Source organism: Bartonella sp. bp_1, assembly GCF_055808085.1.
The window spans coordinates 311,645-331,611 of the sequence record NZ_CM147851.1 but is presented as its reverse complement, the minus strand read 5'-3'; the positions used below and the strand labels follow the sequence as shown (position 1 = coordinate 331,611).

Sequence of the window (19,967 nt, the reverse complement as noted above, 5' to 3'; positions counted from 1 at the left end):
GTATTTACCTCGCAAATATAATTCTCTCTTTGCATGGCGCAGCATATAAATAGAGCTTCCCCCTATGGGAAGGTCAAGACATATATCGTAAAAATAAAACGCCGGAAAATCCGGCGTCTATCATTTTCAATTGAAAAAAAATCAATAAGTGGCATTTATTTTGGCAACAGTACGAAAATCAATTGCCTTACCACGCAACACCGCCAATTTAGGCCCGTTATTTTCTTTATTCAAGCCCAAAACGAAAACCATATTAGGAACCCTCTTCAATTCTTCATCAACAGAAAGTTCCTTAACCGGTGAGGTCTTTTCATGAATAATGGTTGATACATCATCCTGTGTCGGTTTATCAGCCTTCGGTGCAACCTTGACCGGAGCAATGGAGGCAACCTGCTGATTATCTGCAACATCACCATTGTCAGCCGATGCAACACCATTACCATTATCATCCGGCAAGTCGATATAATCATCTTCATCTTCCCAATCATCGTCAGGAACAGGGATAACAGCAAGATCGTTATTATCATCAATAAGTGAAGCCAGATCATCCGAGCCCTGCTTACCAGCAGCTGCATCGTCATCATAACCGGCAATAGCCATAGCAATCTGATCCTGTGCTGCCTGCACAGCCGGACTATCACTTGGTAAAGGAACAACAGCGGCAGCCACACTCTGCTCGCTATCAGCAGCCGGTGCATCATCCGAAAAAACCAGATCGTTGGGACGAGCAACAGGAATCGGCACATCAGCATAAGCCATCAAAGCCGAATCATCACCCCCATCATCTTCTTCACCCTGAGGGGCAGCACGCAATGGTGACGGTTCAGGTACAGGTATGTCATCCGTTGGCAAAGAGGCAACTTCGACACCCGGCAATTCTTCACGAACAGTCGGCGCTGGTGTCAAATCACGCTGTGGCCCAGGTGCACGTTCTGTTTTATCACCCTTGCCAAAAATCGAGCCGAATAATGATTTTTTCTCATGAGAGGCACTGCTTGGAGCTGCCGAAGCGACTAGCACAGGAGCGCCACGACGTGCCAACCATTCAGCCTTGGCCTGCGCATATCCTGCCAAAGGCTTCCCATCAGTTGGAATATGCATGGTTTTACCATCCGGAAAAAGCGCCAGAAGCTCCTTGCGGCTCATGCGTGGCCAATGGCGTACATTACCGATATCCATATGCACAAAAGGCGAACCCGATTTTGGATAATAGCCAACACCGCCAACCTGTTGTTTAAGTCCGATTGCACGTAATTTTGCTAGCTTGATATCAGGAAGGAAAAAATCCATCGCATGGCCAAGCGTATGCTGGCTGTTTTTGGCAACACCACTATTGGCAGAACGCGAACGCAACATATTATTAGTTGCAGGCGAACGATAAGCCGAAACAACATTGATATATTCATGTGATCCACTATTGCGGTAAACAGTCCATATCAGATCAAACAAACGCGGATCCATATTGGTCGGCTCATTACGGCGCCAATCACGCAAAAATACATTGAGCTTTTTCAGACCGGCCTGATCATATTTGCCATTACGTTTAAAAACAATCTCTGCCTTTTCCTTGGTATGAATATAATAAAGCTTGAGAGAACGTGTCTCGTTCTGGGCGGCCCCTATATAGGGAAGAAAAACAGCCCCTGCTGTTACCAGCGCCAATGCAATGATAACCGACCGTTTTGCCTTATACATAATATCTGCGAATTTAGAAAAGATCATATAACCCTGCCTGCTGGCTGTTTCCCTTTTTATAGACAGCCGGATCGGTAAATCTGGATAACATATCAATGACCATGTCATCCCTCTTCAAATACGCTTTTACACACCATTCATATGTGCATTGTCTCATGACAAAACAACGCACAATCAAGAAAAGCTTAACCAATATAACACAAAAATGGTTAATAACGGCTTATCTTTTATGAATACGATCATAACATGGCAATTGGCCCACAACAGTCAAAAAATATTACGCTGGCACATAAAACCGCGAAAAGCAGACTTTTTTATGATTTTACATGCCGCATTCCATTGCAGAAATAGCGTTTAAAATCGATTCAAACGTTTATCTGACAGGCGATCTCTTATCAGTTAGCGAATATGGGCCCTTTACGCATCCCTGCCCTCCAATAGGTTGATGTCCTCGACCTCAAGTTTGCGGTAAAGTGTCGAGCGTCCGATTTTCAAACGTCTTGCGACTTCACTCATATGCCCCTGATAACGCTTGAGCGCCTCTTCAATAAGTTCTGTCTCCACTTGCGGCAATGATTTGATATGACCGTTTTCTCTATAAAAAGAATTGCATAAATTTCTATCCCCACTACCATTGATCATAGCATCAACCGACTGGCTACATACAAGATGGGGAAAATCAGCAATTGTTAAAAGCGGCCCCTTGCTCGTCAACATTGACCTGAAAAGCATATTCTCGAGTTCCGTAATATTACCGGGCCAATCATATTGCATGAACAAAGCCATGGCCGAACCTTGAATACCATGCACATACGAATGCCCACTTTCTACAATAAGATGGTTCAAAATCCGTTGGGCAATATCGGGCACATCTTCCCGTCTTTCACGTAAGGGTGGAATACGGATATATGACTGTGACAGCAATGCAAAAAGCTCTGCATCAAAGGCATGATCCTGAACAAGGTCGGAAAGTCTGGAAGCCGATAAAGCAACCAGCCGATATTCATGGGGATGTCCCTTTACGTCACGTTCTTTCAGATAATTGCACAATCGACGTTGCTGGATCGGATCCAGCACATCTACGTCACAAAGACAAAGTGTGCCGCCCTTGGCTGAAAAGGCTATTTCAGCCATGTCCCCCGTCCATATCCGATGTCCAATCTTTTCATCGGCAAAGGATACGCATTGCACACGGGTAAAATGGCCGCCACAGCCGTTCTCTCGATGCATAATTCGGGCAAACGTTTCACGCCCTGTTCCTTTTTCCCCTTCTATCAACATATTTTTATCAGACCTTTTAAGCGGCTTGGCAATAGCCAGAACATGACGCATGGCTATACTGCTTGCCGACAGATCATCAAATGTCAGATGGTCCTCGGATGCACGGCGCATATAGTGGATCTCGCGCTCATAGGTATTCATCAACACCACATTGCCCAACATCACTTTCAATCTTAGCGACGACACAGGATAGGTCAAATATTCGCGCGCTCCTGATTCTATCGCTTTTTCAAGCCCGGGATCATTATCGCAATGGGCAACGACGACAACCGGCAGAAAAACACCCACGATGCGAATAGACCCTATCAGCTCGACGGCTGAAATATCACTCATCAACAGGTCCATAATAACCATAGAAATGTTACGGCGCCTACGTAACAGATCAATCGCCCTTAAACCGCTTTCAGCCTCAATCACGCGATATCCCAAAGCAATTAGAATCGAAGCTGTCCGGGATCGAAGAGTGCTATTTTCACCCACGACCAAAATTGCACCCATCATATGTAAAAAATCTCCTTTATCGGAAACTAAAACGCGCCAATAGCGCCTTAGTTGCGAAATAGAATAAAAAATTCCGTTTCCGGTCTTCCCGCCACTGCCACGCATGAAAAATGATGATTAGTTGCAACAGCAAACCGATATTTTAACTTAAAAAAAGGTTTTCCATTGATTTACAAAAAAAGCGCCATATTGATGATAGCAACAAGACAGGCTAATAATAACGCATAAAAGCGAGAAGGATCGAAAATGAGATCAATTTTGAATGTTATGACATTAGGGATTGCAGCCATCGCGCTTTCGGCCTGTAATTTGTCACAAAATTACGGACAAAGGCCCGCTATCCAGAATGTACCGAATGGCATTGAAGGGCAATGGGCCGATTCAAACAATATTGTGTCATCATTCAAAAACGGGATTTTTGAAACACGCGCCCCTGATACAAATGAAAAATTGTCTGAAGGCAATTACGTTTATCATGGTACGCAGAATGTCAGCATTGAAATGCGCTCAATTGTGCGAGGCACTGTATCTCGTGTAAATTGTGCCATCTCTAACAACAATATGCAGCTTCTGTGCACCTCCCAGAACGGCTCGCAATTTGCACTCAACCGCAGAGTCTAGTTAACTCTATCATCAAGGCAGTACGGTTTGTCTGCCTTGTGAAAGCAAAATATTTATGAACGACAATCAACACATCGGTGTTTTACTCATCAATCTCGGGACACCAGATGCAACCGACAAACGTTCCATGCGCCGTTATCTCGGGCAATTTTTATCCGATCGGCGCGTCATCGAATGGCCACGTCTCTTATGGCTACCCATTCTGTATGGCATTGTTTTAAATACACGCCCAAAGAAATCCGGCGCGCTCTATGACCGTATCTGGAACCGCGAGCGCAATGAATCACCCTTGCGTACCTATACGCGTTCTCAAGGTGAAAAACTACAAACCCTCATGAATCATGATTTCAAAGGCGCCAATATCCATGTGGACTGGGCTATGCGCTACGGACAGCCTTCAATTGAAACGGTTGCCAACCGCATGATTGATGCCGGCTGCACAAAGCTACTGGCCGTGCCTCTTTATCCGCAATATTCGGCAACAACTACAGCGACTGTATGTGATGCGTTATTTGACGCCATGATGAAGCGTCGTTTTATACCGGCCATACGCACGGTACCATCCTATCCTGATGAACCCGTCTATATTGAAGCGCTTGCCCGTTCGATTGAAACACATCTCAAAACACTTCCATTCAAACCGGAAAAAATTATTGCCTCTTATCATGGTATTCCTCAAAGTTATGCACGACGCGGCGATCCCTACCCGCAAGAATGTGAGCGCACAACACAGGCATTGCGCCAGCGCCTCAAAATGGACGAGAATACTCTGCTGATGACCTATCAATCACGTTTTGGACCGGAAGAATGGTTGCAGCCCTATACGGACAAAACGGTCGAGGAACTCGCTCGCAGCGGCGTTCAATCACTTGCTGTTTTCAATCCGGGTTTTGTTGCCGATTGCCTTGAAACGGTCGATGAAATCGGCCATGAAGCCGCTTTGTTATTTAAAGAAAATGGTGGCATCAATTTCAGCCACATTCCGTGCCTGAATGACAGCGAAGACGGTATGAATGTTATTGCCAGTCTCGTAAAAAAAGAGCTTTCAGGCTGGATTTGATCCTGAAAGCAAGCAAATCCCTTTGATAAGCTTGATAAAAAGTTGGTTTCCCCTTTGTCATTTCACATTTTTGTGTAAAAACAGAATATATAATGTTTGAACTTGGATTTACTGAAGGAATTCCCATGACCGGTTTCGGTATTGCTTTGATTGTCTTGGCCATTCTGGTCATCGCTACATTATTTGCAGGTATAAAAACTGTACCGCAAGGCCATATGTATACAGTAGAGCGGTTTGGCCGTTACACAAAAACACTGTCTCCCGGCCTTAACCTCATTGTGCCCTTCTTCGACAAGATCGGCGCACGTATCAATGTCATGGAGCAGGTTCTCGATGTACCGACACAGGAAGTAATCACCCGTGACAATGCAACTGTTTCAGTTGATGCGGTTGCCTTCTATCAGGTTCTCAATGCCGCACAAGCTGCCTATCAGGTCGCTGATCTGGAATATGCGGTGATGAATTTAACCATGACCAATATTCGTACAGTTGTTGGTTCAATGGATCTGGATGAGCTTTTATCCAACCGCAATACAATCAATGAAAAACTGCTGCACGTTGTTGATGAAGCCGCCCACCCGTGGGGCTTGAAGATGACACGTATCGAAATCAAAGATATTCAACCGCCGCGTGATCTGGTCGATGCCATGGGGCGCCAGATGAAAGCCGAACGTGTCAAGCGTGCGCAGGTACTGGAAGCAGAAGGTGATCGTAATGCCAACATTCTGCGCGCCGAGGGCTTTAAGCAGGCTCAGATTTTGGAAGCAGAAGGCAAGCGTGAAGCAGCCTACCGTGAAGCTGAAGCGCGTGAACGTTTGGCCGAAGCCGAAGCTAAAGCAACACTTGCCGTTTCTGAAGCCATTGCAAAAGGCGATGTACAGGCGATCAACTATTTTGTTGCCCAGAAATATACCGAAGCACTGGCTGCTATCGGTACAGCTCCCAACCAAAAAATTGTGATGATGCCTATGGAAGCTTCTTCACTCATCGGTTCTTTGGGGGGCATTGGGGCGATTGCCAAGGAATTATTCTCGGACGATAGCGGCAATAAACGCAAATCTTGATTGTGAACGGATAAAATATGCAGGAAATCATCTCAATTCTCGGATTATGGACGTGGGTTATTATCGGCCTTATCCTTCTCTTCGCCGAATTGATGATTCCCGGCGTATTTATTGTCTGGTTCGGTTTTGCCGCTTTAGTAACGGCCGCCATTGCCGGTCTGATAGGAGACCATATCGGCTTGGGCGACTGGCAAGGTCAAATCATCCTGTTCCTTGCCCTATCCGTCATTTTTGTGCTTTCAGGCCGGCGTTATTTTCGTCGCGAGCCCGCCAGTGATGAACCACTTTTAAACCAGCGTACCGAGCAGTTGATTGGCGAAATTGCCACATTGGAAGAACCGATCAAGGACGGGCATGGGCGCGTGCGTATTAATGATACGATCTGGCGCATCAAAGGGCCGGATCTAGCAATCGGCAAGCGTATTCGTCTTATTGCGTTTCACGATGGCGCCTTCAATGTTGAGGAAGCGTAAGTCGCTTATAGATCAATCTTCCTTTAAGGCACAAAGGCCTTCGCACGGCATAGTCGGAAGGCTCAATATAATATCGGATACTACTTTTCGGTGTTCTTCATCCAAAATCGATATCTTCTTCATAACGGACACAAACTCTACACGCTGAGGCTTCGACAGTGATGCTGCCAATATTGGCAAATTGTCACGAATGGATTGCCAATAAATCGCTTGTGACTCCTTTGATAACTTCGGATTTAATGCATAAAATACGACAAGAGGAAGAAAAGTCGATAAAACTTTACGTGTTCTTATTCGTGATTCTGTTTTAAATTGATCATCTGCAGTACTCAGAGTAAAGACTTTACTCATTTGCATCACAAAGCTCATACTTACGGCCAGTTCACGCTGATATTCAAGTTGTTTCAGATTGCTTTCTTCATATGAATTATTCAATGTCAATTGCATGTAAACGTCGAGGACATCAGCCATCGCATTTCTAACACCACGAATTTTTTCAATATCATCAGCCGTATAAGGCTCCTCACCCAAGATTGCGCTTTTATCGTATAAGCGTTGCAACACGGGATCACCCAACCTTGTGCCGAACTTCGGCAAAGCACCGCCGAGTTCCTTTCGGACACTCTTAAATTCTTCAACCCTTTGTTTTGCGATTTTAACAGCGTCAGACGGCATTTTGGCATAGGACGAATTTAAAAAAAACAATGTCAGAAGCGTTACGAATATAATCGTAATTTTATGCAACAATACATTCTTCATCTCAAATATTCTCAATAGGCTCCATTGCCATAAAACTATCAAAGCTGAATATTTCTCAGCTTTTCTCTATTAACCAAATATTACATGGCATGCCTTGAAGGAAGATCGTTTAATACGATGCCTTTGTCACTCTACAGGCATTATCACAAGGCATATTTTCTATATTGTCCATGATCTTTTGGATAGCAGCGTTCTGCCGATCATCAAGATATTTATAGCCAATGCGCATATTGCTAACAAGTGACCGGCGTTCCTCAACCGAAAGGTTTCTTAGCAGACGCGGCAATGTTGCCTCAAGAGCATCAACCAGAATGGCCCTCGACTGTGTGGACAAATCAGGGTCGGATAAGGTGACCGCCACACCACTCACAGTCTGCAACATGCCCCGATGCATCTGGATGATACCTTTGCGCACCATATCATTCAAATCATCTGCCGATGTATGCGCAAACATCGCATTTTCAGATTCATTGGCCGCCACGCCCAGATACAGCGTCAGAACCATAAACTGGATAAATTCATTTTCATATTTCTTCAAAGACTTTTCAACATCTGCCTGTGTCATACCTTCATGAGTTATATATGACATAAGTATGAGAGTATTCGACTTCATCAAGGCGCTTATTTTGGGCATATCAGCAACTGTCATCGGCTCATCAGCCAATTTTTTAAGGTCAAATACCGGCAAGAAAAGAGCATCACCGGCCGGAGTACCAAGCCGAGGAGGATTGTCCTTATTTCGAGACAACTGCTCTGACAAATTGGCAATGCGCTTCTGATAATCGATAAAATCCGTATCTGATATATCTGCATAAAGAGGTGCAACAAAACCGGATACTATCCCCATCATTACAATCAATCTGATCAACTTCTTTTTCATTATGCAGCACCGATCCGGATCAAATCATGAAAGTGGACAATACCAACGGGTCTGTCATCCTCAACCACCAGCAAGGCTCCAATCTGATATTGATTGATTAACGCAGTGGCACGACCGGCCAAAGCATCTGGCTCGATTGTTTTGGGTGACTTGGTCATAATTTCATCAACGGCAAGACCAGACAAGTCGCGATGGATATTGCGCGCCAGATCCCCCTCTGTCACGATACCAACCAGAGTGCCTTTTACATCCACTACCGCAACACAACCAAAATGTTTGTGTGAAAGAACCTTCATAGCCTCGGGCATCAAGGTGCCGCTTTTAACCAAAGGTAACTCATCGCCTTTATGCATGACATCGCGAATATATTTGAGACTTGCACCAAGTGAGCCGCCGGGATGGAAAATTTTGAAATCCTGAGCTGAAAAACCACGCTTTTCCAACAAGGCAACAGCCAGCGCATCACCTAAAGCCATTTGCATACTTGTTGAAGTGGTCGGGGCCAAGCCATGTGGGCAGGCCTCTTCGACCTTGGGTAACAACATCAGATAATCGGCCTGCCGACCAAGCGAGGATTTTTCACCTGACGTAAAGGCCGCCAAAGGAATGGAAAAACGACGCGAATGGTTGAGAATACCCTGCAACTCAATTGTTTCACCCGACCATGATAGACCAATAATCAAATCATCTGGCCCGATCATGCCCAAATCGCCATGATTGGCTTCAGAAGCATGTACAAAAAAAGCCGGCGTTCCGGTTGATGCCAAAGTTGCAGCAATCTTGACGCCGACATGGCCGCTTTTTCCAAGGCCTGTTACGACAACACGGCCCTTGAGATTGAAAATCTTGTCAACCAATGACGTAAATGTTTCTGCAAGGCAATTTTCCAACTGGTTGGAAAGCGCTTCCAACCCATTGCGCTCCATCATCAATGTACGTTGTGCAGCTTGCAATGGTGTGGTTTGCGTCATTTTTCTATCCCTAAAATAAATGCCCTGAACAAATAAAACAATTCAGGGCATCCGTCTATATTCTATATGAATCAGGAATAATCACTCAGGTTTGGCAATCGTTGCCAAAAGGTCTTTTAACGGAGCTGATACCTTGTGATGCATATCTGCACGCGAGAGTGCAAAAGCAACATTGGCCTCGATAAACCCGGTTTTAGAACCGCAATCAAAAGTGCGTCCATCAAAGCGGAAGCCATAAAACTTCTGCGTATCGGCCATTTTTAACATGCCGTCAGTCAACTGGATTTCATTACCCGCTCCTCTTTCCTGATGGAAAAGAATATCAAAAATTTCCGGCTGAAGAATATAGCGGCCATTGATATAAAGATTGGACGGCGCTGTTCCTTGAGCCGGTTTCTCAACCATGCCAGTAATTTCAAAGCCATGGGCGACATCAACACCTTTAGCGACAATACCGTATTTATGGGCTTCTGCCGGATCACATTCTTGTACTGCAACAATATTACCGCCTGTTTCATTATAAAGGCGCACCATTTCCGACAAACAGCCTTTGGGCGCCTGCATAACCATATCCGGCAACAACAGGGCAAAAGGCTCATCCCCGACCAGTTCACGGGCACACCAAACGGCATGACCAAGGCCCAGAGGCTGCTGCTGACGAGTAAAGGAAGTCGTCCCCGGTTGCGGTTGCAAATCCTGTAAATGATCGAGTTCTTCTTTTTTACCACGCTCTTCCAAAGTCGTATAAAGTTCGACCTGAGCGTCAAAATAATCTTCAATAACCGCCTTATTACGGCCTGTCACAAAGATCAGATGCTCAATACCAGCTTCGCGGGCTTCATCCACGACATATTGAATAACAGGCTTATCAACAACTGTCAGCATTTCCTTAGGCACGGTCTTCGTTGCTGGTAGGAAACGTGTACCAAGACCGGCGACAGGAAAAACCGCTTTTCTGATCTTACGCAAATCAAATTCTCCTCATTGGGCCATGACCGATTTGCCATGCCTATATTCAATATATATTACGCTTTCATGAATAAACCCTATATGCGGCAAAATGTGGCACGACTATAACAGAAGCATTACATCTTTCATGGCACACTGACATGAAACGTGATGAAGCGGAAAATAACATAACCACAACCATCGATTTCAACTTTATTGCCGTTAAACTGAATACTAACCAAATCATGCATTAATGAAATCGATTTTGACACATACTAAATTTTGGATAAACAAAAATGATCAAGCGCGATCTTAACCGTCGGTATTTTTTATGCGCAGGTTTTGCAATTGCAAGCCTCGGATTCACATCAACCTTGCTGCCAAATGCAGCTCTTGCCGATACCGCGTTCAGACGCTTTATCAGTGACTTCCAAAAAACGGCCATGAATGCCGGCATCACAGCGCAGACTTATGACCGTGCGTTTAAGAATGTCGATACACCAGACATGGAAGTGCTGAAAAAAGCGCGCTATCAGCCCGAATTCAAAGATCCAACATGGAACTATTTCGATAACCGCGTTGAAGAACAAGCCATTGCCGAGGGACAGGCTCATAGCAAAAAGTGGGCTAAATGGCTTAAAGCTATTGAAAAGCGTTTTGGTGTCGACCGTAACATCCTTCTGGCCATCTGGTCGATGGAAACAAATTACGGCGCGATTATGCAACGTGACGATGTCATGCGTGATGCGATACGCTCTTTGGCAACATTGGCCTATGGTGACAAAAAACGTGCCAAATATGCCCGAACACAGCTGATTGCTGCTATGAAGATCCTGCAAAGCGGTGACATTGATCGCGGCCATCTTGCCGGATCCTGGGCTGGAGCACTCGGACACACACAGTTTATCCCCACCAGCTATCTTGCCTATGCGGTCGACATGGATGGAGATGGGCGACGCGATATATGGCAATCGGTGCCAGATGCATTAGCAACAGCAGCGAACCTCTTAAGAAAAAACGGATGGGAAAGCGGCCGCACATGGGGCTATGAAGTGACCATCCCAGATGGCAAATTTCCGACAGGCTCGCAAACTTTAGCCCAATGGGCAGCACTCGGTATCCGTCGTGCCAATGGCAAGCCATTTCCCAACCCGTCACAAAAAGCCACGCTTAAACTGCCAGATGGTCGAAATGGCCCGGTCTTTCTGGTCACTAAAAATTTCTTTGTTATCAAACGTTATAATAATGCCGATCGTTATGCTTTTGCTGTCGGTCTGCTTGCCGACCGTATTGCCGGATACCCCGATCTTATACAGGACTGGAACAGACCCTTCACCAAACTCAGCATGAAAGAGCGACAGGAATTACAATCCCATTTGCGCGCTTTAGGTTATTATAAAGGCAATATTGATGGTAAAATCGGTGACGCCACACGTAGCGCTATTGAAAGTTTTCAGACCCGTAACGGATTGAAAGTTGATGGACATCCAAGCCGTGAAGTTCTATCTATATTACGTAGAAGATAGGCAAAAGCATGAAAATAATATTGCGCACATTCAGACTGTTCATTTTACTGTCACTCAGCCTGGCAATGATAGGACCTTCCGTGCAACAGGCACAGGCACGCAATATTTTTGACATTATCTTCAACCGAAAAAAAGAAAAGCAACCGACCAAAACACAACCGCAAAAGCCGGCAACAAGCAAAAAAAAATCAAAACAAGCCACGCAAGCCAAAGTTCAACCCAAAAAAGAAAATGCCAAGCGCATTCTTGTCGTCGGCGACTTTGTCGCTGGCGCCCTTGCCGATGGCCTAAACGAGCTTTATGCCGATAATCCCGATGTCGTCATCAGAACAAAAATTGACTCATCATCGGGTTTTGTGCGCGATGATCACTTCAACTGGATCAAGCAAATCGGCCCGCTCATCACGCAGGAAAAGGCAGATGTCATTATCATTATGCTGGGTGCCAATGACAACCAGACATTACGCCAAGGCGATGGTTTCGAACCAAGAACAGAAACCTTCAACCGCGTCTATCAGGAACGGTTATCACAATTTTCAGCTGCCCTTAAACAGAGTGGGAAACCGTTCTTATGGATGGGGCAACCCGCTTTCAAACAAGACAATCTGACCCAACAAATTGTTGTTCTGAACGGTTTTTATAAAACCCAGACAGAAGCTGCCGGCGGACGCTTTATCGAAGTATGGGATGGTTTTGTCGGTGATGATGGCAAATTTGCCTTATCAGGTTATGACATCAGCGGTAAAACCGTACGCCTACGTAGCAATGATGGCATCAATTTTACTCCGGCAGGGCGTAAAAAACTGGCCTTTTACGCAGAAAAACCATTACAGGCGATTCTGAATCTTGCCAGTCCTTCTGCACCAGATAATGGACAAGCGAATGACACATTACTCAATGCACCCAATACGGTTTTCCCACGTAATGTCGAGCGTGTTGCTCCGATGAGCCTTTATGAAATGGCCAAAGGAAACAATTCATTGGTAGGTGATGTTGAGGCACCCCAAAAAAGCGATGACGATGACTGGCAACCGAAAAATGGCCAACATGCTGGACGTGTTGATAATTACGCAATAGCGCAGTAGAATGTCGTTCTTGCATAAAAGAAGTATTATGTCTGAAAACGATAAGCACTGTAAAATCAGGAAAAATGCATCACCCGTCTGTTATGCAGACGAAGTAGAACCCGCCTATATGGGGCTCCCGTCAGGCAAGGATAATGATAGAGAAAAGAAAAGCGATTACTCAGCCACGCCTTCTATTGCTTCCATCTCGTCATCCGATAAACCAAAATGATGTCCAATCTCATAAATGAGAATATGAGTGACAATATCACCCAATGTTTCCTGATTTTCTGACCAATAATCAAGAATGGCCCGACGAAATAAAGTAATACGATTCGGCTCATCGCCACTTTCGCTCATCAACCGCTCGCCAATTGATGTACCTTCAAAAAGCCCAAGAAGGTCAAATTCCGATTCAAGTCCCATATCCTCGATTGTCTGCTCATCTGGAAAATCAACCAGCTGAATGACAATCTCGCCACACAGACCACGAAAATTATCCGGCAAATGAGAGTAGGCGCTACGAACCAAAGAGTCGAGTTCTTCAAGTGACGGAGAAAAGCGGCGCGCCCAGTCGCCGCTTTGATCTGTTCTGGCCATAAAAAATTTCCTTCAGCCTCCCGGCTCTTAAACCCAAGGATGGCTTTCGTTATTTTTCTTCTCGAATGCGCCGATCTTATCGACTTTCTGCATAGTCAAACCGATATCATCAAGGCCGTTTAACAAACAATGGCGGCGGAATTCATCAAGATCGAATTTCAGTATGCCGCCATCTGGCCCACGAATTTCCATAGTTTCCAGATCAACACTCAAAGTTGCATTAGCACCACGAGAGGCATCATCCATCAACTTTTCCAAGTCCTCAGGGCTAACCTTGATCGGCAACAAACCGTTTTTAAAGCAGTTATTATAAAAAATATCAGCAAAAGATGTTGAAATCACACAGCGAATACCAAAATCCGCCAAGGCCCAAGGTGCATGTTCGCGACTGGAACCACAGCCAAAATTATCACCAGCCACAAGAATCTTGGCATGACGATAAGCCGGTTTATTCAACACAAAGTCAGGATTTTCAGAGCCATCTTCAAGATAGCGCATTTCAGCAAAAAGACCTTTGCCTAAGCCGGTCCGTTTGATGGTTTTGAGATAATTTTTAGGAATAATCATATCGGTGTCAACATTGACAATCGGCAAGGCGGCAGCAACGCCCGTCAATTTTGTAAACTTTTCCATGACATTTTCCTCAAGCTTTATATCTTCTCCACGTCCATACTACCGTATAAAGGCTGTGTCAAAATTTTCATAATTGATCTTGGCAGTCTGTTATTTTCCTGAAAAAATACCAGTCACTCATGAAACTCCAGAAAGTGCGCTCATGCCAGACAAATCCAAAAGCGAAAAGCAGAAAATGCTGGATGGCGAACTCTATCTTGCAGCCGACAGCGAACTTGAAGCCGACCGGATGGCCGCCTATCGCTGGATGAAAAAACTCAATGAGTCTTTTGCTGAACCCTTAAAAGAGCGGCAGGCCATATTGGCCCAACGGTTAAAAGCGATAGGGAGAAATGTCGAAATACGCTCTCCCTTCAATGTCGATTATGGCTACAACATCTCCATAGGCCATGACGTGTTCATCAATTACAATTGTACCATTCTTGATGTAGGGCCGGTAACCATAGGCAATCACTGTGATATTGCCCCCAATGTTACAATAATTGCCGCCGACCACCCCAAAGACCCACAATCGCGGAATCAAAAACTAGAATTTGGTTCATTCGTCTATATTGGCAACACTGTCTGGATCGGTGCAGGCGCACTCATTTTGCCCGGCATCACTATTGGTGATGGCGCCATCATCGGCGCAGGCAGCGTAGTAACAAAAGATGTTCCGGCAGGAAGTACTGTTACCGGCAATCCAGCACGTTTTCTAAAAAAGAAGGAAGACTAAAATGAAGCTTTATCGCTATTTGACCGGCTCCGACGATTCAAGTTTCTGCCACAAGATATCCAACGCCCTCGACAAGGGGTGGGAACTTTATGGCAGTCCAAGCTACAGTTTCAATGCTAAAACCGGTGAGATGGTCTGTGGCCAAGCTGTTATCAAAACGGTAGATGGCAAGACATATGATCCGGCGATGAAGTTAGGCGAACAATAGAAGAATAAATATGGTGCTTTCCATATTAATTGGAAAGCACCGAATGAAATCAAAGTCCTCGCCCTTTGATCATGGCCTCTGCTGTCGGCATCTTGCCACGAAAGGCCTTGTATAGTTCTTCGGGATCACGGCTACCACCAGCAGAATAAATATAGGTTTTCAACTTATCCGCCAAAGCAGGATGAAAGCTATCACCTGTTTCCTCAAAAGCTTCAAACGCATCGGCATCCAGCACCTCCGACCAAAGGTAGGAATAATAACCGGCTGAATAGCCATCTCCGGAAAAAACATGGGTAAAATGGGGCGGGCGATGACGCATAATAATTGTATCCGGCATATGGAGCTTTTCAAGTTCATCTTTCTCGAACCGGCTTACATCACCAACCACACCGCCTTGGTGAAAAGCCATATCGATTAGGGCGGAGGATGTGAACTCCACTGTCTCAAAACCGGAATTGAAAGTTTGTGCCGCCTTGACTTTTTCCAACAATGCTTGGGGCATCGCTTCTCCGGTTTTAGCATGAAGCGCAAATTTTTGTAAAACCTCCGGTACAGTCAGCCAGTGCTCATAAAGCTGTGAAGGCAGTTCAACAAAATCGCGGGCAACCGATGTACCTGAAACAGATGGCCATGTAACATCCGATAACAACCCATGCAGTGCATGACCGAATTCATGGAAAAGTGTGCGTGCATCATCCAAAGATAATAAAGCCGGCTCTCCCTTGGGCGGTTTTGCAAAATTGCAGATATTATAAATGATTGGAATTTGCTTTTCGCCATTAAGCCTATGTTGCGATTGCAAAGCACTCATCCATGCGCCCGAACGCTTGGAAGCCCTAGCAAAATAATCACCGATAAATAGACCTTGCAGAGAACCATCCGGACTTTTTACTTCAAAAAGCCGGGCGTCCTCATGCCAAAGCGGCACACCTTTTTTTTCTTCAAAAGTGATACCGAACAATCTAGTCGCGCAATCAAAAGCCGCAGCAATAATCTGATCCAACTGTAAATAGGGTTTAAGTTCGGCAGCGTCAAACGCAAAACGATTTTGGCGCAATTTTTCAGCGTAATAACGCCAATCCCATGCTTTAAAGGCTTCATTCATCCCCTCTTCCATTGCTTGCGCTTTCAACGCCGCTTCCTCAGCGTTTGCTTTCTTGCGTGCTTTTTCCCAGACCGGCAATAGCAGATCCATTACTGCCTTGGGCTTTTTCGCCATGGTATTATCAAGTTTGAAAGCAGCAAAAGATTCATAACCAAGCAACTTTGCTTTTTCATCACGCAACGCGACAGTTTCTTTAATAATGGTACGATTATCATTATCATTGCTGTTTTCACCGCGTTTGCTCCATGCAACAAATGCAATCTCGCGCAAATCGCGACGGGCAGATTTAGCCAGAAACGGTTCAACAACAGAACGAGCCAATGTCAACGCATATTCACCTCGTCTGCCCTTTTCCTGTGCGATCTCACGCATAACAGATTTCAGATCATCCGGCAGACCATCAAGATCGTCTTCTTTCAAAAACAATACCCATTCCGCCTCGTCTTTTAAAACATGCTGACCAAATGTGGCCCCAAGAACAGCAAGCCGCTCATTAATTTCGGCCAAGCGTTTTTTTCCCTGCTCATCAAGTCTGGCACCATTACGGGTAAATGCCTTCCAATGTAGCTCAATTACACGCCTTGTCTGCTCGTCCTGCGTCAGTTTTTCGCGGTTTTGATAAAGGTGATTGATCTTTTGAAACAAGCGCCCATCCATCATAATGCTGGATCCATAACGCGATAAAGCCGGTGCAAATTCCTGTTCCAAATTCTGGATCAATGCATTGGAATGGGCACCAGAACGCTGAAAAAAAATTGAACAAAAGCGGTCCAGCGCCTGCCCCGATAATTCAAAAGGAATCAGAAAACTCTCGATAGTCGGCGGAGCAAGATCTTTCGCCAACGCCTCAATCTCTTCCTTAGCGCTTTCCAAAGCAACTGTAAAAGCAACTTTGAAATCCTCATCCTTAAAAGCTGAATAGTCCGGCAAGCCATGAACACCGTTCCAATTGGTCAAAGCCACATTGTATTTTTTTTCGCTCATATACCGTAACCTTTGCTCAAACAGTTATAAAAAACACATATAGAAACTTATAGAATATTAAAAACGCTTTAAAACAAAAAGTCGCCATCAGTAGCATATCATAAAATATCTATCACTTGTTAGGCTGGCACAATTGCGGTTTCATGCAGATAGCGCCATTGTGGCCGTTTGCATTTGAGATCGATCAAGACAACGGACCACCGTGAGTTTGACACGTTTCCATTAAAATGGGTTTCACAATACCGGCACAATGCACTACCTTTACATATCTGCAAGGGGGCATAACCATCAATTTCAATATGCAGTTGTGGCCGACTACCAATAGAGTTGCGAAACATACTCTCGACTTCAGCGCGTGTAATGACTTGTCCCCGCATCGTTACCATCGTGAAACTTTGATGGAAGCTCTCAATCACTTGTTCGAGTGACTGAGGTTTATCTTCGCGGCCTGTAAAGACATCCTCAATCCATTGATGCAGTTCGATGATACTGTTGTAGGCAATCTTTTCCTGTTCTACCAACATTAGCTATTCCTGTGATACGTTGTTTAATGAGATAAGACGTAACAAGGGCAATAAACCCAAAAGTGCACCGATAAGAAAACATATATGATAAGCGTCTATTGTGGCGCTATGCTTTTGCAGCGCGTTGAAAATCAAGGTGAAAAATGTGGCCCCGACACTGAATGATATTTGCCGGTTAAGATTCCATATAGTGCTGGCACGCACCAGTTTTTCACCTTCAAAATCAATCATAGCCGTTGTTTGTGCCGTATTAGCAGTAATGCCGCCACCAATTCCCATCAATAAATAAGCGGCTATCAATAAAGACAGTTGTTGCTGGTCCGGTTTAACCCATGAAAGAAAAATAATACCTACTGCATGACAAATGAGACCGGTTAGAAATAGGATAACAGCTCCGATGTGATTATAAAGACGACCGCATAAAAGCATAGCGCAGAAAGAACCACCGGCATAAAAAATCATCAACATTCCGGTTTCACCAGCCCCCCAGCCCAATATCTGTTGAAGAAAAAAATAGCAAGAAGATTGACACCGGTAAAAACTCCCGGCACAGCATAATAAGTTATTATCGAAAATTGCATACGCAAATTGGCAAGCAAGGAAATATCTAATATCGGCGTGCTTACCAGACGATAATGGCGTATATAAAGGCAGGAAAAAATAGCCCCTAGAAGCACCAACCACAAAAACAATAATAAAGAACCTGTTGCAGCATAGAATGACATGCCCAACAATATGGCTGTCAAAGCCAAACTGACCCATAACAACCCAACAATATCAGGTCGACTTTCTTGTTTTGTCCTGTTGTTTTTAATCCAATAAAAAGCCAACAAGGCAGTAGCCAGTCCCAAAGGCATATTACTTAAAAAAACCCAACGCCATGAAAAATAGTCAACAAGAACACCACCGATCGCCGGTGAAACAGCTGGCGCTATCAAGGCAACCGCCATCACAAGTGTTGATATTTTAGCACGTTCCTGCTTGCCAAATAACCCGAAGGTCAATGCCTGTCCAATAGGAATAAGCAAACCACCGCCCACACCTTGTATAAAACGGAAGATCACCAGCCAAGAAAAATCATTTGAAAGACCGGAACATAACGCTCCTACTGAAAAAATCAGCATAGAAATCACCATTGTTATACGTGCACCCCAAAGGCTAGCAATCCATGCGCTAAGAGGGATAATTAATATCAATCCCAATATATAGGCATTGGCAACCCAAGCAGTACTCGATTCGGAAACCTGAAGCTGATTGGCTATATTTGGCAAGGCGATTGCCGACATAAAAATATTGATGCAGTCAATAAAAAAACCAGCTAGAAATACAATAGCAACACGATAACGATATGTCATTTCGACCTCCGCACTCGCTCTAGTCAGACAATCATGCAGCGTCAACGATACTCTATCAAACATGCTGTTTGTTGAAAGTGAACAATGAATGTTTCATTATATAAATCAGGTTCGTACTTTCATTGCCGTGGTGGATTGCGGTTCTTTCACCAAAGCAGCAAAACGTCTCTTTATCATCAAATCCATGGTTAGTATCCATGTAAAAACATTAGAAGACATACTGAATGTGCCATTACTTACCCGCAATACGCGCGGCATTTCACTAACAGACGCTGGCGCGGTTCTCTATAATGATTTTAGCAGAATTTTTACACAAATAGAGGCATCGGTTGAGAATATAGCCAATAGCCACCGAGCATTATCCGGCACACTGAATCTGACCTCAACCATAGAATTCGGCGAACATTATCTACTACCTATTGTGGGACAATTCTGCCAGCTGCATCCACAACTGAATATAAATTTCTACGCCGACTCGTCTCTCAATGATCTCGTAACTGATCGGCTGGATCTAGCAATCCGGCTAGGTGTTTTACGCAACTCTGCTCTTAAATGCCGCAAACTTGCTAGTTATAATCTTGTTCTAGTCGCTTCAAAAGCTTGGCTCGACCAGAATCCTCTTGTTGCTGTTGAAGATCTAAACCATGCAGCGTGGATTGGCAGCAGCAATCTATCCACACCAGCACAATGGACACTGATCTATGAGCAGGATAAACCATTCAACACGAATGGAATAGCGCGCTTTCATGCCAATTCCGCTTCTTTAATCAAGGCAATGGCAAAAGCCGGACTAGGTGTAGCTATATTACCTGAATGGCTAGTGTGCGATGATATTATCAAAGGTGAATTGATACATCTTTTTCCTGATTACCGCCTGCCATTACAGGATATCAATATTCTCTATGCTGGTGACAAACGTCTTCGCCTGACAACACGATTATTTATCGACTATCTGGTGGAGAATCTGAGAATCTAATGAACATTTCAATTCATATTTTTG

Annotated in this window: 21 protein-coding genes; 9 read left to right on the top strand and 12 right to left on the bottom strand. The window is 44.7% G+C overall.

Translation table 11 applies throughout. From position 1 onward, the window contains the following. Positions 1 to 141: 141 nt before the first annotated feature. Together ACYZ97_RS01715 and ACYZ97_RS01710 are read right to left on the bottom strand one after the other, a co-directional pair. Positions 142 to 1,722, bottom strand: coding sequence for a peptidoglycan L,D-endopeptidase MepK (locus tag ACYZ97_RS01715; protein WP_473299774.1), 1,581 nt, complete (start codon positions 1,720 to 1,722; stop codon positions 142 to 144). A gap of 390 nt (positions 1,723 to 2,112) precedes the next feature. Next, positions 2,113 to 3,477, bottom strand: coding sequence for a sigma-54-dependent transcriptional regulator (locus ACYZ97_RS01710; RefSeq protein ID WP_473299772.1), 1,365 nt, complete (start codon positions 3,475 to 3,477; stop codon positions 2,113 to 2,115). 246 nt (positions 3,478 to 3,723) lie between these two features. On the opposite strand from ACYZ97_RS01710, the gene omp10 reads away from it, so the two are divergent. The 4 genes from omp10 to ACYZ97_RS01690 all read left to right on the top strand — a co-directional run bounded on the left by omp10 (position 3,724) and on the right by ACYZ97_RS01690 (position 6,695). Continuing rightward, positions 3,724 to 4,098 carry an outer membrane lipoprotein Omp10 gene (omp10, locus tag ACYZ97_RS01705; protein ID WP_473299770.1) on the top strand — a complete coding sequence of 125 codons (375 nt, stop codon included), beginning with the start codon at positions 3,724 to 3,726 and terminating at the stop codon, positions 4,096 to 4,098. A 55-nt stretch (positions 4,099 to 4,153) separates the two neighbouring features. Further along, positions 4,154 to 5,158: a ferrochelatase gene (gene hemH / locus ACYZ97_RS01700; RefSeq protein WP_473299768.1), complete on the top strand. Its 1,005-nt coding sequence runs from the start codon at positions 4,154 to 4,156 to the stop codon at positions 5,156 to 5,158. A 125-nt stretch (positions 5,159 to 5,283) separates the two neighbouring features. Then, positions 5,284 to 6,222, top strand: a complete 939-nt coding sequence (locus tag ACYZ97_RS01695; RefSeq protein WP_473300603.1) for an SPFH domain-containing protein — start codon at positions 5,284 to 5,286, stop codon at positions 6,220 to 6,222. 17 nt (positions 6,223 to 6,239) lie between these two features. After that, a complete protein-coding gene (locus ACYZ97_RS01690; RefSeq protein ID WP_473299767.1) occupies positions 6,240 to 6,695 on the top strand; it encodes an NfeD family protein in 456 nt (151 codons plus the stop codon). Between the two features lie 12 nt (positions 6,696 to 6,707). Here ACYZ97_RS01690 and ACYZ97_RS01685 read toward each other — a convergent pair whose 3' ends face one another. The 4 genes from ACYZ97_RS01685 to galU all read right to left on the bottom strand — a co-directional run bounded on the left by ACYZ97_RS01685 (position 6,708) and on the right by galU (position 10,274). Further along, the gene (locus ACYZ97_RS01685) at positions 6,708 to 7,454 is read right to left on the bottom strand and encodes a hypothetical protein (RefSeq protein ID WP_473299766.1); all 747 of its coding nucleotides are present in this window, start codon (positions 7,452 to 7,454) and stop codon (positions 6,708 to 6,710) included. A 109-nt stretch (positions 7,455 to 7,563) separates the two neighbouring features. After that, the gene (locus tag ACYZ97_RS01680; protein WP_473299764.1) at positions 7,564 to 8,334 is read right to left on the bottom strand and encodes a hypothetical protein; all 771 of its coding nucleotides are present in this window, start codon (positions 8,332 to 8,334) and stop codon (positions 7,564 to 7,566) included. Continuing rightward, positions 8,334 to 9,305: a KpsF/GutQ family sugar-phosphate isomerase gene (locus ACYZ97_RS01675; protein WP_473299762.1), complete on the bottom strand. Its 972-nt coding sequence runs from the start codon at positions 9,303 to 9,305 to the stop codon at positions 8,334 to 8,336. The genes ACYZ97_RS01680 and ACYZ97_RS01675 overlap by 1 nt, the downstream gene beginning before the upstream one ends. An 81-nt stretch (positions 9,306 to 9,386) precedes the next feature. Further along, positions 9,387 to 10,274, bottom strand: coding sequence for a UTP--glucose-1-phosphate uridylyltransferase GalU (galU, locus tag ACYZ97_RS01670; protein WP_473299760.1), 888 nt, complete (start codon positions 10,272 to 10,274; stop codon positions 9,387 to 9,389). Positions 10,275 to 10,549: 275 nt separating this feature from the next. On the opposite strand from galU, the gene ACYZ97_RS01665 reads away from it, so the two are divergent. Beyond that, complete coding sequence (locus ACYZ97_RS01665) at positions 10,550 to 11,779, top strand: lytic murein transglycosylase (RefSeq protein ID WP_473299759.1); 1,230 nt, start codon at positions 10,550 to 10,552, stop codon at positions 11,777 to 11,779. A gap of 80 nt (positions 11,780 to 11,859) precedes the next feature. Continuing rightward, entirely contained in the window at positions 11,860 to 12,864 is a 1,005-nt protein-coding gene (locus ACYZ97_RS01660) for an SGNH/GDSL hydrolase family protein (RefSeq protein WP_473299757.1), read from the top strand. 156 nt (positions 12,865 to 13,020) lie between these two features. Here ACYZ97_RS01660 and ACYZ97_RS01655 read toward each other — a convergent pair whose 3' ends face one another. Together ACYZ97_RS01655 and leuD are read right to left on the bottom strand one after the other, a co-directional pair. Next, positions 13,021 to 13,443, bottom strand: a complete 423-nt coding sequence (locus ACYZ97_RS01655; RefSeq protein WP_473299756.1) for a metallopeptidase family protein — start codon at positions 13,441 to 13,443, stop codon at positions 13,021 to 13,023. Between the two features lie 27 nt (positions 13,444 to 13,470). Further along, positions 13,471 to 14,076: a 3-isopropylmalate dehydratase small subunit gene (gene leuD, locus ACYZ97_RS01650; RefSeq protein WP_473299754.1), complete on the bottom strand. Its 606-nt coding sequence runs from the start codon at positions 14,074 to 14,076 to the stop codon at positions 13,471 to 13,473. Positions 14,077 to 14,218: 142 nt separating this feature from the next. Between leuD and ACYZ97_RS01645 the strand changes: the two genes are divergently transcribed. After that, positions 14,219 to 14,791, top strand: coding sequence for a sugar O-acetyltransferase (locus ACYZ97_RS01645; RefSeq protein WP_473299752.1), 573 nt, complete (start codon positions 14,219 to 14,221; stop codon positions 14,789 to 14,791). Between the two features lies 1 nt (position 14,792). Continuing rightward, a complete protein-coding gene (locus ACYZ97_RS01640) occupies positions 14,793 to 14,999 on the top strand; it encodes a DUF1737 domain-containing protein (RefSeq protein WP_473299751.1) in 207 nt (68 codons plus the stop codon). A 49-nt stretch (positions 15,000 to 15,048) separates the two neighbouring features. Here ACYZ97_RS01640 and ACYZ97_RS01635 read toward each other — a convergent pair whose 3' ends face one another. The 4 genes from ACYZ97_RS01635 to ACYZ97_RS01620 form a co-directional block, all read right to left on the bottom strand. After that, positions 15,049 to 17,088 carry a M3 family metallopeptidase gene (locus ACYZ97_RS01635; protein WP_473299749.1) on the bottom strand — a complete coding sequence of 680 codons (2,040 nt, stop codon included), beginning with the start codon at positions 17,086 to 17,088 and terminating at the stop codon, positions 15,049 to 15,051. A 119-nt stretch (positions 17,089 to 17,207) separates the two neighbouring features. Further along, positions 17,208 to 17,612, bottom strand: a complete 405-nt coding sequence (locus ACYZ97_RS01630) for a hypothetical protein (protein ID WP_473299748.1) — start codon at positions 17,610 to 17,612, stop codon at positions 17,208 to 17,210. Between the two features lie 3 nt (positions 17,613 to 17,615). After that, complete coding sequence (locus ACYZ97_RS01625) at positions 17,616 to 18,074, bottom strand: PucC family protein (protein WP_473299746.1); 459 nt, start codon at positions 18,072 to 18,074, stop codon at positions 17,616 to 17,618. Continuing rightward, positions 18,074 to 18,967, bottom strand: coding sequence for an MFS transporter (locus ACYZ97_RS01620; RefSeq protein WP_473299744.1), 894 nt, complete (start codon positions 18,965 to 18,967; stop codon positions 18,074 to 18,076). The genes ACYZ97_RS01625 and ACYZ97_RS01620 overlap by 1 nt, the downstream gene beginning before the upstream one ends. An 88-nt stretch (positions 18,968 to 19,055) precedes the next feature. Here ACYZ97_RS01620 and ACYZ97_RS01615 point away from each other — a divergent pair, with 88 nt between their 5' ends. Beyond that, the gene (locus tag ACYZ97_RS01615) at positions 19,056 to 19,943 is read left to right on the top strand and encodes a LysR family transcriptional regulator (RefSeq protein ID WP_473299742.1); all 888 of its coding nucleotides are present in this window, start codon (positions 19,056 to 19,058) and stop codon (positions 19,941 to 19,943) included. Positions 19,944 to 19,967 lie beyond the last annotated feature (24 nt).